Genomic DNA, 13,785 nt, shown 5'->3' with positions numbered 1-13,785 from the left:
GCCCAAGCCAAAAAACGGCATAAAACGGAGTGGTTGGCTGATTGGCCTGCACCGCGAGGGGAGGAGACCTGAAACAATGGCGCGCGAGGCACATGCATTTCATCATTGCTGACGATCACCCGCTTTTCCGGGGCGCACTCAGGCAGGTCCTTTCGGGACAGTCGCAGAGTGTTGAAATCATCGAAGTCGGCGATTTTGACGCCGTCAAGAAACTGGTTGGGGAACGAGAAGATATCGATCTTCTACTGTTGGATTTGACGATGCCGGGAGGAACCGGGCTTTCCGGTCTGGTGACGTTGAAGGCCTTACAACCGGCGCTTCCGGTTATCATCGTCTCGGCGACTGACGATGCTGCCACGATCCGTCATGCTGTCGAGCTCGGCGCTTCCGGTTTCATCTCGAAATCCGCCAGCATGGAGACTATTGGCGGGGCCGTGCGTGCCGTTCTGGCTGGCGATATCTGGACACCTGCCGATATTGAGTTGGATCATCCGCACGACCCTGAAATTGAGGCTCTCATTGCGCGACTGCGTACATTGACGCCGCAGCAGACACGTGTGTTGACCATGCTTGCCGAGGGTCTTCTGAACAAGCAGATTGCCTATGAGCTTGGCGTGTCGGAAGCCACGGTCAAGGCGCATGTTTCGGCGGTGCTGCAGAAACTTGGGGTCGACAGCCGCACGCAGGCGGTCATTCTTCTGTCACGCATCGGCAATGATGCCCTGAGCACGGATTGAATGACGGTCAACTACTGAGCGGCGTTCTGCGCTGACCTATTATCCTGCCTCGCATGATAAAAATGCGATAGAAGGGAACGCAATGCGGCGGGCCGAAGTGGCTTGTGCAAAACCGTGACGTTCTCGTCTTCAGCGCGCTGGCGGACTTCCTTGGAACGATCGGCTGTCAGCAGGACGGCGGGTATTTCCACCTGAAACGTCTCGCGCGCAAAGCCGATCATATCGAGGCCGTTTTCGTGTAGAAGATGATAATCTGCGACGATCACATCGGGCGGTGTGGAGTGGTCGGCACAATAGTTCTTCAACGCTGCTCCACTGCGCAACGTCGTTACATGGCATCCCCACCCGCGAAGCAGCGTTTCCATTCCGGACAGGATGCTGGCGTCATTATCGATGCAGAGAACATCGAGCCCGGTCAATTCCAGCGCTTTCTGCAGGCCGCGGCGGCTCTTCACGTCATCGGCGGGCACTTTTTCCTGCGAGACAGGAATGCGCAGGGTGAACATGGTTCCCTTATCGGGCGTCGAAGACAGGGACAGCGGCAGCGACAGCAGCCTTGCGATGCGGTCAACAATGGAAAGGCCGAGGCCAAGCCCTTCCGCTTCCCTCATCCCCTCATCCAGTCGCGTGAACTCCCGGAAGACAAGTTTCAGCTTTTGCGACGGAATGCCGATGCCGGTATCGAACACCTGCAACTCCACAAAGGAGCCGCGACGCCGGACGCCGAGCAGAATACCACCCTTGCGGCTATATTTGATCGAGTTGGAAACAAGGTTCTGGATCAGGCGGCGAAGCATATTGCGGTCCGTTTTGACAACGATGCTCGACGGCACAACGCGCAACTTCAGCCCTTTGGCGGCTGCAAGAGGCGTAAAATCGGTGGCAATCTGGCTCATCAGCTTGTCGAGGTGAAACACCGAGAGGTCAGGCTTGAGTGACCCGGTGTCCAGTCGGGAAATATCCAGCACCATACCCAGAATGGCTTCCACGGCCTCCAGCGAGGAATCGATATTACGTGCGAATTCGCTCGTTTCGGAGCGTCCGAGTTTTTCGGCAAGCGCGGTACTGTACAATCGCGCTGCGTTGAGAGGTTGCAGAATGTCATGACCGGCTGCTGCCAGAAAGCGCGTCTTTCCCTGATTGGCCTCTTCTGCTGCCGTCTGGGCCTTGGCGAGCTGCTGGTTGACGCGGGTCAGTTCTGCCGTGCGATCCGCCACGCGCTGCTCCAGCATTTCCGCTGCCTTCTGGCGCGTGACGTCGGCTTCGACTGCCGCCGTGATATCGGTATATGTCGCGACAATTCCGCCATCCGGCATCGGGTTGGATTGAATTTCCAGCACCTTGCCCGTCGATTTCATGTTGATGCGCCATGGCTGGCGCACAGCTGCGAGCGAGCGTATGACCCCGTTCTGCGCGTTGAACGATATATCGCCGCGGCGGTGCAGCTGTTCCACGATTTCCGAAACGGGTATCCCGACCTGCATCACTTCATCTGGAAGATCGAAAAGCTTGCGGAACTGCCGGTTCCAGAAAGTCAGCCTCAGATCCTTGTCGAGAACGGTAATACCCTGTTCCATCTGATCGAGGGCCGTTTGCAGCAGATTGCGATTTTGCTGCAAGGCGGTTGAAGCATCGTCAAGGAGCTGTCGCGCGTCACGTCCTGATGCATCGCTCTTCTGCAAAAGCAGTGACAGTACAAGGCGCGCCGATGCCGAGCCGACGGCTGTGCCGAGCAGCTGCTCCGCATGACGGATGAGCGGTGTGTCGACAGTCATGCCCGGATCAAGCCGCCTCTGTTCCCTTCCTTCAAAGCGCAGAAAGGCGCGCTCGACACGTTCCGCACCGAGATAGCGCGCCATGGTGGCTTTCAGTTCGGCAACAGTGACGGTTGTGCGGAAGCGCTTGAGCGTCGGCGTGCCGATGAAATAACGCGGCAGGAAGATACTTGCCTGAATGCGTTCGAGCGGCGTCGAGGTGCGTGAAAGGGAACCAAGGATGTAGAAGAGCGTATTGGCTGCAAGGCTCCACATCACGCCATTGGTCAACGGGAGAGCGTTGGTTCCGAAAAGCGCTTCGGGACGTAGCGCCGTAAAGCCAAGGAAGCCGTTGCGCAGAATGGCAGCATTTTCCGGCGCCATCGTTGGCAGTAGCAATGTGTAGGCCCAAACCAGAAATCCTGCTGACAGACCCAGCATGGCACCGCGCCCATTCGCATTGCGCCAGAATAGCCCGCCGATGAAAGCCGGAACAAACTGAGCAATTGCAGCAAAAGAAACGAAGCCGATCGAAGCAAGATGGATGTTGTTGGAGGTAAACCGATAATAGGCGAATGCGAATGCCAGAATGCCGATAATGGTGAGGCGGCGTGTGTTCAGAATGACTTTGGTCAGGTCGCGCTGTTCGGCGGCATGTTGCTTCGCGAGACGCCGGATGAAGAGCGGCAGCACCAGATGGTTGGAGATCATGATCGAAAGCGCAACGCAGGCGACGATGACCATCGCCGTTGCCGCTGACAATCCGCCGAGAAAAGCCACCAGTGCGAGCCAATGAGCGCCTGCCGCCAGCGGCAAAGCCAGAACGTACAAATCTCCGCTGACATTGCCTCCGAGCGTCATCACGCCAATCAGCGCGATGGGAAAGACGAAGATATTGATGAGGACCAGATAAAGCGGGAAGAGCCAGGAGGCTGTTCGCAGTTCCTTTTCACTCCGGCTTTCCACCACGGTCACATGGAATTGTCGCGGCAGCATGATGATGGCGGCGGCACTGAGTGCGCTTTGTACGATCCATGTGCCGATGGATGTCTGATAGTGGAACGCTTCCAGCGCTTCTGGTGATTGGGATATCTGATTGATCAGTTGCGATGGGGCACCGAACAGAAAGAAGGTGCAGGCAAAGCCAACGGTCAGGAAGGCGCAAAGCTTGATGACGGATTCCAGAGCCACAGCCAGAATAAGGCCGTTCTGATGTTCCGTGGCGTCGGTATGGCGGGTGCCGAAGAGGATCGCAAAGACAGCGAGCACAGCGGCAACGGGGAGGGAGATGTCACCGAATATGAATACCGACGGATCGACGGCTGATCCGTAATGTTCCATGACAAGACCGACACTGCCGGAAACGGCCTTGAGCTGAAGTGCGATATAGGGGATTGAACCGACAGCTGCGATACAGGTTGCAAGAGAGGCTACACCGAAGCTCTTGCCGTAGCGGGCAGCGAGAAAATCAGCAATTGACGTGATGTGCTCGGATTTCGCCAGTCGCACGATATGCCGCAGCAGCCGGTTGCCGAGCGTAAAGACGAGAATGGGGCCGATATAGATTCCAAGAAACTCAAGACCGCGCTGAGCCGATAAGCCGACAGAGCCAAAGAAGGTCCAGGAGGTGCAGTAAACGGCCAGACTGAGCGCATAGATGTAGGGGCGCGGAGCACTGTTCCAGCGCGACGTGCGCCGGTCGCCGATGCTGGCAACTGCAAAAAGCAGCAGCAAATACAAAAAGGCGGCGCCAATAATACCCCAGCCCTGCATAGCCAGCCTGTTCCCTCACTCCTCGATCATGATTTGACGCAAGCACTTTCGGTGCGTTCGTGCAAGATTATTGATGAAAAACAGTGTGTTTTAGCGGTTTCATCTTTTCTTTGGTAATTTTCGCCTACACACTAGGAGTGTGATCCTGAAGAAGTGCACGTCATTTTTCAGGATAGCATTTGAAATGGCAGGGCGCCTTTCAGTTTCGCTTCTGAGAGGGCCCTGCCATCCACTGCCAGTTTATCTGGTGCCCAGGTTGATTTGGCGAACGCCACCGCGGCAGGACGGCCCCAACGGTCCGCGTTCGTGAGGGAGACAGGTAATGCTAAAGGAATTCAAGGAATTCGCCCTGAAGGGTAATATGGTCGATCTGGCCATCGGTGTCATTATTGGCGGGGCGTTCGGCGGCCTCGTCAATTCCATCGTCAACGATATCATCATGCCGATCATCGGTCTGATCACTGGCGGTATCGATTTTTCGAATATGTTCATACAGCTGGCAGGTGAACCCAGAGCCACGCTGGCAGCTGCCCGTGAAGCCGGTGCGACCATTGCCTACGGCAATTTCGTCACGCTTCTCATCAACTTCCTGATCATCGCATGGGTATTGTTCCTTGTGGTGAAGGGAATGAACCGCATGAAGAAGAAGGAAGAGGCAAAGCCGGAACCGGAAGCACCGCGTGAAGAGGTCCTGCTGACCGAAATCCGCGATCTTCTGGCAAAGCAGAAAGCCTGACCCATCCAAAACTGACGAACGAATGCGGGGCCTTGTGGCCCCGTTTTCTTTTGATCCATAAATACACTTGATCGGACCATCACAAAAAGCCGCGTGATTTCGCTAACGGGCCTTGATAAGCACGAAATCAAAATCGAAGTTCAACGCGGGGAAATCATGACGCTCATAGCCAATCTTCGTCGGGAAGCAGCCCAGTCACCGGAAAGCGGGATTGTGGCGGTCGCCAATCACGGGCGCGGGCGCGAGGGGCTTATCCCGCTTTGGGTAGGCGAGGGAGATCTTTCGACGCCCGATTTCATCCGCGCCGCGGCCCAAAAAGGTATCTCTGAAGGCGAGACCTTCTATACCTGGCAGGCTGGCATCCCGGAACTGCGGGAGGCGCTGGCTCGCTATCACGCGCGTCATTTCCCGCTGCCCCTGAAACCGGAGAACTTCTATGTCACCGGCTCCGGTATGCACGCCATCGAAATGGCGCTGACAGCAACTGTTGGGGCGGGCGAAGAGGCGATTTATCTTTCCCCGGCCTGGCCAAATTTTGTTGGCGCAGCTGGTCTGGCAGGCGCTGTTCCGGTTCCGGTCGAGCTGGAATTCGGTGCCAATGGCTGGATGCTCGATCCAGAAAAGATCGCAGCCGCCATCACGCCGCGCACGAAAGCGCTCTTCATCAATACGCCATCCAATCCCACCGGCTGGACAGCGGACCGTGAAACATTGCAATTCATTCTCGATCTTGCCCGCAAGCATGGTCTCTGGATCATCGCCGACGAGATTTATACCCATTTCTATTATGGTGGCGGTCGTGCTCCATCCTTCATGGATATTATGGAGCCGGATGATCGCATCATCTTCGTCAACTCGTTCTCCAAGAACTGGGCGATGACGGGCTGGCGTGTAGGCTGGATGACGGTGCACCCGTCACTGGGGCCGGTCATTGAAAATCTGATCCAATATTCGAATTCGGGTGTTGCCCAATTCATGCAACGTGGTGCCGTTACGGCTCTCGATGAAGGCGATGCCTTTATTTCGATGCAGGTTGAACGGGCGCGTTCGACGCGCGATAGCCTGTGCGCAGCGCTGTTATCGACCGGCAAAGTTCGCCTGACGCCGCCTCAAGGGGCATTTTATCTTTTCTTCGGCGTGGATGGTGTCGGGGATTCCGTCAAGGCGGCCATCGATATGGTGGACAATGCCAATGTCGGTCTGGCACCTGGCAGCGCTTTTGGCCTCGGCGGCGAAGGTTTTTTCCGCCTCTGTTTCTGCCGCGATCCGGAACAGGTGGACGAAGCCGCACGGCGGCTCGTGCGCTGGATCGAAAAGCTCTGACAAAAAAGGCCGCTCGAAGCGGCCTTTTTATTGGAGAATTCCAGAAATTGTCAGCCGCCAGCCTTGGAGACCATCAGCGGAATGATCCGCTCGGAACTGGCTGGCTGCGAAACAGTGGGCTCTGCATAAGGAATGCCGAGTGCATTCCAGACTTCCAGCAAGGCATCCTTGAGGCCGTCGATCAGGGCGTCGTCATGCAGAGGCGACGGCGTGATACGCAGTCTTTCGGTTCCGCGTGGCACGGTCGGATAGTTGATCGGCTGGATATAGATACCGTGCACTTCCAGCAAACGGTCGCTGGCTTTCTTGCAAAGTTCAGGATCGCCGACCAGAATAGGCACGATATGCGTTTCGGACGGCATCACGGGGAAACCTGCGGCCGAAAGCACGTCCTTTGCGCGCTGCGCCTGACGCTGCTGACCGTTACGCTCCACCTGCGAGTTCTTCAAATGCCGGATGGCGGCCGTCGCAGATGCGGCAACTGCTGGTGGCAAGGAGGTCGTAAAGATGAAGCCCGGTGCATACGAGCGTACGGCGTCAACAATCGCGCGCGAACCGGTAATATAACCGCCGAGAGCGCCAAAAGCCTTGGCCAACGTGCCCTCGATAATATCGATCCGATGTGCCAGACCGTCGCGTTCGGTAATGCCGCCGCCACGCGCGCCGTACATGCCAACAGCATGAACTTCGTCGATATAGGTCATGGCATTATATTTGTCGGCGAGGTCGGCGATCTTCTCGATCGGCGCGATATCGCCATCCATCGAATAGACGGATTCGAACACGATCAGCTTGGCGCGCGCCGGATCGGCGGCCTTCAAAAGCTGTTCCAGATGCTCGACGTCATTGTGACGGAAAATCTTCTTTTCCGCGCCTGAACGACGCACGCCTTCGATCATTGAGGCATGGTTCAGCTCGTCGGAGAGGATGAGGCAGTTCGGCAGCAGCCGTGCAATCGTGGAAATCGAAGCTTCATTGGAAACGAAGCCCGACGTGAAAACGAGACCAGCTTCCTTACCATGCAAATCGGCGAGTTCGGTTTCGAGTTCAACGAGCGGATGGTTATTGCCGGAAATATTGCGCGTGCCGCCGGAACCTGAGCCAGCATTGCCAGCTGTATCGCACATTGCCTTGATTACGTCGGCGTGGTGTCCCATGCCAAGATAATCATTGGAACACCAGACGGTGATTTCACGGGCAGTGCCATTGTTGCGCCAGATAGCTCGGGGGAAACGTCCGACAATACGTTCAAGATCGGCAAAAACGCGGTAACGCTTCTCGGCGTGCAACTGGTCGATCGCTTCTTCGAAAAAACGGCGATAGTCCATAATGCGCTCCTTAGTCTGTGCACTAACTAGCGCTTTTGGCACTTGCCGTCCATGGCGCATTGATGGGCAATTTGCCACGTTTGTGTGAAGCAGCATTGATTGAAATCAAGCAAATCGGCTCGACGATCAAAATACCGGCGACGAAGTTTTCATCACGAAGCGTGTCGGGGGCTGTTACAGAGTGATCGGCTTCAACAAAGAGTTGCTTGAATGAAGCGCAACAAAATACCAGCTTTTTGTGACCTTCATTGAAAACCTGGCACCTTTATGAAACCAACGCGAACGGTGATGAACTATCCAGCCTCGACGACCGGCGACTGGACTGCCTATTGGCGCGCCTCACCGATGCGACATCTGCGCTTGCGTTGGAGGCACGTGCAGCTTTCGGTTCCGCATCGAAAAAAATCGGCAAATCTGATTGCTGCATCCGGAAGCTTCGAGGCTTTACGGCCAGGCGATCTGCCGCTTGTTTGCGTGGTTCGCAATGCTGCGCCTTATATGAAGTCGTTTCTGCGCTATTATCGCGAGATGGGTGTTACGCGTTTCATCGTGGTAGACGACCGATCGGACGACGGAACGACTGAAATCTTGTCCAGTGCTCCTGATGTGGATTTGTTCACCTCGGACGTTGGCTACGCACAGGCTGACCGCGGACGTGCCTGGCGCGATGCCCTGTTCAACCTCTACGGACGCGGGCGCTGGTATTTGTCGGTTGATGCTGACGAGTTCTTCGTATTCCCGAGAATGGAGCAACGGGATATCCGCTCTTTTATCGAGGAGCTGGAGGGGAATGGAATTCGTCGGTGTCTGGCACCGATGATCGACATGTATCCCGGCGGCCTGCTGCGTGAAGGAGTCTTCGTCGATGACGGGACGAAATATCCGTTTGAGGTTTCGTCGCATTTCGACGGCGACGGCTACACGGCGACATGGGAGAAGTTCGGGGTGGCGGTGCGTGGTGGACCGCGTTTGCGCTTGTTCGGACGCAGCATGCGACTTTCAAAATTTCCGCTGATTTGGGTCGATGAAAAGACGGATTATCGCCGGGGCAGCATTCATGGGCCGGGTCCATGTTTCCGGAATTTTCTTCCGGCAACCGGTGCTCTTCTCCATTACCGCTTTTCTTCGCTTTCGGTCGGCGAGTTCAAACGTATTGCCTCCGAAAAGAGCCATGCTGGCGGTGCAGAGCACTACCGCGCAATCGTCGAGAACGAGCGTTTTTCAGACGATCTTTCGCTCGTCTATGAAGGTTCGGTCCAGTACACAGGCCCGGATTGTCTTGTTAAGCGCGGCTTCATGGCTGATTTGCACGACATAGAGCGTGGAACCAGGGCGAAGAGCCAGCTTAGCGCGTGAACGTTTTCCGCAGGAATTGCAGCAATATATCATTGCGCCTGATTGTAAGACGCGGAATGCCGAACGGATCATCATTTGACCGTGCGCGGCGTTTTTCTGTCGTCGTCGCGTTTGTATAGCCTGCCGCTTCGACGATCTTGCGTGTCACTGCGTTTTCTCCGCCGTAAGGATAGGCGAAAGACATGACCTCATGACCGAGCAGGTCTTCAATCTTCATGCGTGATTGCTGGATTTGCGTGATGGCTTCCTGTTCGCTTATTTCCGGCAGGAGGACATGGTCGAGCGTATGGGAACCGACTTCATGACCAAGATCTGCCCATTCGCGCAATTCGGAAACGCTCATACAGTTGGCGCGCGCAACGCCGATCTTCTGGTCCCAGAGATTGAAGCCGCCGATCTGGTTGGCCACGAAATAGTTCGTGGCGGTGAAGCCAAACTCCTGCAGCACGGGCAGGGCATTACGGAACACATTCTCGAAACCGTCGTCAAACGTGATGACGGCGACTTTGCCCTGTTTCCCGCCGTAAATGTAAGGAATTGCGTCCCTCACCGACAGGCCGCGATAACCCAGCCGTTTCAGCCAGGCCATCTGCTGGCGAAAGCGATCCGGGTGCACGATCATACTGCGATAGGGCGTGCGGTGTTGCGGTGGCAAGTCAATCTGATGATACAGGAAAATCGGAACAGGCACGGGAAACCTCAGATAGCTGCGCGCGAGCGCGATTTTATCTTCCAGCGATAAAGCGGGCGCAAGATTTCACGCTTCAGCTTGTCGGGCAAGGAACGCGATTTCTGGATCGTGCTGCCGCCAAGCTGTACCGAGATTTCCTTCACTCCGCCCGGAAGAACGGATAGCGGTTTGAGTCCCGTAACCCAGTTCATCTGTGCCGTGGTATCGACCGGACGGTCGAACACTTCGGTTGCAGAGAGCAAGCGCTGCGCGGCTTCCCGCCCGACAAGCTGCGCCACCATGCCAAGGCCGACCGGTACAGGTTCGATGATCCGCAGTGTTTCGGTGTTCAGGACCACGCGCCCGCTTTCACGCTCGCGAAACGGAAAGCGGATGAAGCTATCGGCCTTGAGAATCTGACATGCAGCGGAATAGGCAGCGGCAAATTCCGGTGTCAGTTCCACATCGTCTTCCAGCACGAGACCTGCATCCAGTTCCTGATCGACAATCGCCTGCCAGGCCTTCCGGTGCGAAAGAAAGCACGCGATTTCGTTGGTGCTGAGCTGGAATGGATAGCGCGGCTTGTGTGCCGATCGCCGATAAACACGGCTGATCGTTTGCGCATCGAGCGTGCGCCCGTCGATGGCGTTCACCACGTCCGTCTCTACCGGCAGCTTTCGAATGAGTTCTTCGACTTGCGGCCGCCGGTCGGTGGCGCGCTCCAGATGGATGATGAAAGCCTTGACGGCCCTTTGGGGGCCGTCATTCGCAGTGATGTCAGGACGCGTTTCGTTCATGGTCCTTATCTACCTTGCAGCATACAGAAAGCTCAAGGTATTTTGCAGATCAGACCGGCTTCCAGCCCGGCTCGACACTATCGGCTTCCGCTCGCCACAAATCGGCGTAGTCGACATTCTGCCAATCCTTGAACCACGGGCCGCCGCGTGTGTAATGCACCACTTTCGGCAGGCCGGTTTCCGGCTTCTCGTTCCAGCCTTCCAGCCAGTTATAATCCGTCGGCAGAGCGCCAATTTCATCATCGGCAGCCCATTGCATGCGGTGCAGGTAGGCGCCAGTTTCGCTGTTGATCAGCTCCGGCGTCAACTGGCGTGTCGAGGGATGCTCGCAGTTGAACAGCATACAGGACGACCAGTTCTTGCGTGGATAGCTGGTCTGCACCTTGCCATCCATCTTCACACTATCCTTGGGCTGATAATCGTGCTGAACGCAATAAACGGCTTTTGAAGGATCATTGTAAGCTTGGAGGCCAGCAATATCGCCCAGAAAAAGAAAGTCGCAATCGCAGAAAAGCGCCCACCCCTTGTAGCCCGCAAGCCATGGTGTGAAAAACCGCGAATAGGTAAACTCTGTCGATGCCAGTGGATCGACTTCCCGCGTGTAAACCCTTTGATCGACCAGGTCCTGCAACTTGATCGGCACGATCTCCAGCGGGATAGAGGAATGCTTCAATGCGGATGCTTTGGCGACTTCATATGCGATGGGCTCGCGAGAATCCCATCCGATGAAAATGCGTAACGGTTCACTCATTCATAGGCTCCTCTAAAGAGATTGTGTCGTGATCGTTCCCCACGTTTTCCGCCGGAAATTAAAGTTAGAGCGCGTTTCCATCTGATCGACGCCCTAATTTCTGCTTCAAGCATAATCTTATCGATCCTCGTTTCACTCCGGTCGGATTATGCTCTATGGCGCTGGGTCACTGGATGAGGCTGATGCGTCCGGATTTGACCTTCTGCTCAACCCAACTGCGCTCATCTCCCCAGGTGTGGCGTTTCCAGCCTTCCCAGGTGAAGCCGCAGATTTTAACGTCCCAGCTTTCCTCCGGACATTTTCCGAGCATGTACCAGATGCCAAAAAAGCCGGTGCTTGGAAAGGCTTTGCTTATATTCTCGTCGGTTACACCCAGCTCTTTGCATCCGGCCAGATAGAATTGGGGCGGCATGATCCGGATTTCCTTACCCGCAGAGCCGACAACTTCGATGGTCTGCATGGTCCAGTCGCCACGCCTTCCCTTGAGACGGGAGAGGAAATTCGGACCAGGGTGATATTTGCGGATGATGCTTGGATGATAGGCAAGCATCACTTCCTTGGCCGCCTTGAAAGTCGGCGTCTGCACGAAGCCCGGATCGCGTAGCCGCCGCTGCATCGGCTTGCTTGAGGTTGCCAGCATCAGGAGATCTGTCCGGGTGCCGCTCATGCCGATGGACTTTTTTGGCTCATTGAAACGGACCACAAAATCGGCAGCATCCACTTCGGCAGAAAGATCGCGCGGCAAAGGCGCATTGCCGACGATGATCAATGTCTTTTTCATGCACTCCAACTCTAATTAGAATGAACCGGTGCCTGTGTCGAAACAGTAGGTATATCTAAATTAGAATTACATAATGATTACAACAATAGGAGGCAATTTCCTTTGTTGTTGGGAAATCCGGGTGAAATGATAGGATTTCGCTGCAATCACAGCAGCCATGCAGGATATGCACTTCTCAAAAGACAGAGAAAGGCGGAAGCTCACTATCGGGAGGAAGATAAAAAAAGGGGATACCACCATGAATCTTCGCACCCATTTCCATCGCTGGATGCAGTATCGCGAAAATATTCGCGAACTTAGTGGCTGCACGGACCGCGAGCTTTCCGATCTCGGCCTTTCACGCACCGATATTCATCGCGTCGCCCGCGAAGCCGCTTTTGCTTGAACCAGCGGACCAAGGCCGTTTCCCTGTTTCGGGAACCGGCCTGTTTCGATCCGCAAAATCTTCCAAAACCTACACGTCACCCGGCTTCTTGAAGCGAATGTGAATGTTGTCGCCTGCGAGGTCGAAGCCTGCATAATTGCGCTGAAAGGCAATGAGCGCGTCGTTGACGCCCTTTGAATAATCGTCTTCCTGCACATCGATATGGTGCCGGTAGAGAATCCTGTCGTCCTTATAGAATATAACCTGACCTTCCATCATAGCCTCCTTCTGATGAAGCGCTGAGCAGAAATCCGTCGGCGGTTTCAGGCGTCGCGCGCTTTGAAACGGGTGGGTAGAGCAATGTTCTACACACGGGCCTATGGCTGAAGAGGTGCCGGGGGCACTTATCCAGTCGGTATATCTATTTGAGATAGGGGATATGGCGGGCGTTTCAAGATGATGCGGTGCCGGTTCCGGCCTTGCTCAGCTCGAGCCAGGCACGAGCGGCATGAGACAGGAATGCGCCTTTTCGCCAGATCAGTGCCAGATTCCAGTTCACATCGGCACCTTTGATCCTGTGGATGCGCACGCCGGGATGATGCCGCTGTTCCGCGATCATTTTTGGTAGAAAGCCGATGCCCATGCCTGCCGCTACGAGCTCGACGATGAAGTCAATCTGACTGGAGCGGACCGCAACGTTTGGAGAGAATCCATGCGAACGACATGCATCAAGGATAATGTGGTTGAGGGCAAAGCCGCTCTCGAAAAGAATGAACGGCAGGCTGGCAATGTCCTGCAGCGAAACGCCGTCACCGCGTGCAAGCGCATGATCGGTCGGGAGAAGCGCCACAACCGGTTCGCACCGCACATCCTGCCACTCGAAGCTGTCTTCAACCGGCAGAAGCGAAGCCGCAAGTTCCACATCTCCGGCAAGCAGCAATTCCTCCAGCCTCCGGCTGCCGTGCTCGACCAGCTGAATGTCGATTTCCGGATAAAGCTTCGTATAAGCCGCAAAGACGGGAGCGAAAAGCACGCTGGACCCGATGGGCGGCAGGCCGAGTTTCAGCAGGCCGCGCTTGAGGCCGCGGAGCTCACCCAGCTCGGCCAGCATGTCGTCTTTTTCCGCCAGCATGGCGACCGCGCGACGAAAGACAATCTCACCTGCCGTCGTGAGGCGAGAGGGAGAGATTTCACGATCCAGCAGAACCAGCCCCAATTCGTCTTCAAGCTGTCTGACCGCCTTGCTGACGGTCGACTGGGTCGCGTTGATGGTTTTTGCGGCGGCGGAAAAACCGCCTTGCCGCACCACTTCGACAAAGGCCTGGAAGCTGCGCAAGTTCATGAGCCATTCTATTACGGAATAGCTGCAATGAAATCAATTCATTTCTAGAATAGCGCCAGAAGGCCTATATTCA

The 13,785-nt window shown here is 55.6% G+C and carries 13 protein-coding genes; 5 read left to right on the top strand and 8 right to left on the bottom strand.

Features of this window, described 5'->3' with window-relative positions:
* Positions 1–92: 92 nt before the first annotated feature.
* Positions 93–737 carry a response regulator gene (locus FG152_RS08700; RefSeq protein WP_454502843.1) on the top strand — a complete coding sequence of 215 codons (645 nt, stop codon included), beginning with the start codon at positions 93–95 and terminating at the stop codon, positions 735–737.
* Between the two features lie 11 nt (positions 738–748).
* On the opposite strand, the gene FG152_RS08695 is transcribed toward FG152_RS08700, so the two are convergent.
* Positions 749–4,264, bottom strand: a complete 3,516-nt coding sequence (locus FG152_RS08695) for a PAS domain-containing hybrid sensor histidine kinase/response regulator (RefSeq protein WP_040129909.1) — start codon at positions 4,262–4,264, stop codon at positions 749–751.
* Between the two features lie 322 nt (positions 4,265–4,586).
* Here FG152_RS08695 and mscL point away from each other — a divergent pair, with 322 nt between their 5' ends.
* Both mscL and FG152_RS08685 read left to right on the top strand, forming a co-directional pair.
* On the top strand, positions 4,587–5,000 hold the full coding sequence (gene mscL, locus FG152_RS08690; protein ID WP_010658231.1) for a large conductance mechanosensitive channel protein MscL: 414 nt from the start codon (positions 4,587–4,589) through the stop codon (positions 4,998–5,000).
* A gap of 156 nt (positions 5,001–5,156) precedes the next feature.
* Positions 5,157–6,323 carry a pyridoxal phosphate-dependent aminotransferase gene (locus FG152_RS08685; RefSeq protein WP_029925736.1) on the top strand — a complete coding sequence of 389 codons (1,167 nt, stop codon included), beginning with the start codon at positions 5,157–5,159 and terminating at the stop codon, positions 6,321–6,323.
* Positions 6,324–6,373: 50 nt separating this feature from the next.
* Here the strand turns inward: FG152_RS08685 and hemA are convergent, their stop codons facing one another.
* On the bottom strand, positions 6,374–7,651 hold the full coding sequence (gene hemA / locus FG152_RS08680) for a 5-aminolevulinate synthase (protein WP_012090709.1): 1,278 nt from the start codon (positions 7,649–7,651) through the stop codon (positions 6,374–6,376).
* Between the two features lie 288 nt (positions 7,652–7,939).
* Between hemA and FG152_RS08675 the strand changes: the two genes are divergently transcribed.
* A complete protein-coding gene (locus FG152_RS08675; RefSeq protein WP_454502844.1) occupies positions 7,940–9,007 on the top strand; it encodes a glycosyltransferase family 2 protein in 1,068 nt (355 codons plus the stop codon).
* On the opposite strand, the gene FG152_RS08670 is transcribed toward FG152_RS08675, so the two are convergent.
* The 4 genes from FG152_RS08670 to FG152_RS08655 form a co-directional block, all read right to left on the bottom strand.
* Positions 8,997–9,698 carry a polysaccharide deacetylase family protein gene (locus FG152_RS08670; protein WP_151691232.1) on the bottom strand — a complete coding sequence of 234 codons (702 nt, stop codon included), beginning with the start codon at positions 9,696–9,698 and terminating at the stop codon, positions 8,997–8,999. The two genes, FG152_RS08675 and FG152_RS08670, sit on opposite strands and share 11 nt — an antisense overlap.
* 8 nt (positions 9,699–9,706) lie before the next feature.
* Positions 9,707–10,474, bottom strand: coding sequence for a glycosyltransferase family 25 protein (locus tag FG152_RS08665; RefSeq protein ID WP_094514787.1), 768 nt, complete (start codon positions 10,472–10,474; stop codon positions 9,707–9,709).
* Positions 10,475–10,523: 49 nt separating this feature from the next.
* Entirely contained in the window at positions 10,524–11,225 is a 702-nt protein-coding gene (locus FG152_RS08660; protein ID WP_151691234.1) for a glycosyltransferase, read from the bottom strand.
* A gap of 166 nt (positions 11,226–11,391) precedes the next feature.
* Complete coding sequence (locus tag FG152_RS08655) at positions 11,392–12,006, bottom strand: glycosyltransferase family 29 protein (protein WP_010658238.1); 615 nt, start codon at positions 12,004–12,006, stop codon at positions 11,392–11,394.
* A gap of 238 nt (positions 12,007–12,244) precedes the next feature.
* Here FG152_RS08655 and FG152_RS08650 point away from each other — a divergent pair, with 238 nt between their 5' ends.
* Positions 12,245–12,391, top strand: coding sequence for a DUF1127 domain-containing protein (locus tag FG152_RS08650; RefSeq protein ID WP_010658239.1), 147 nt, complete (start codon positions 12,245–12,247; stop codon positions 12,389–12,391).
* A gap of 69 nt (positions 12,392–12,460) precedes the next feature.
* Here FG152_RS08650 and FG152_RS08645 read toward each other — a convergent pair whose 3' ends face one another.
* Positions 12,461–12,646, bottom strand: a complete 186-nt coding sequence (locus tag FG152_RS08645; protein WP_010658240.1) for a hypothetical protein — start codon at positions 12,644–12,646, stop codon at positions 12,461–12,463.
* Positions 12,647–12,821: 175 nt separating this feature from the next.
* A complete protein-coding gene (locus FG152_RS08640; protein ID WP_010658241.1) occupies positions 12,822–13,712 on the bottom strand; it encodes a LysR family transcriptional regulator in 891 nt (296 codons plus the stop codon).
* Positions 13,713–13,785 lie beyond the last annotated feature (73 nt).

The organism is Ochrobactrum sp. XJ1, assembly GCF_024701725.1.
Taxonomy (GTDB): domain Bacteria; phylum Pseudomonadota; class Alphaproteobacteria; order Rhizobiales; family Rhizobiaceae; genus Brucella; species Brucella anthropi.
This window is presented reverse-complemented; position numbering and strand designations above follow the sequence as displayed.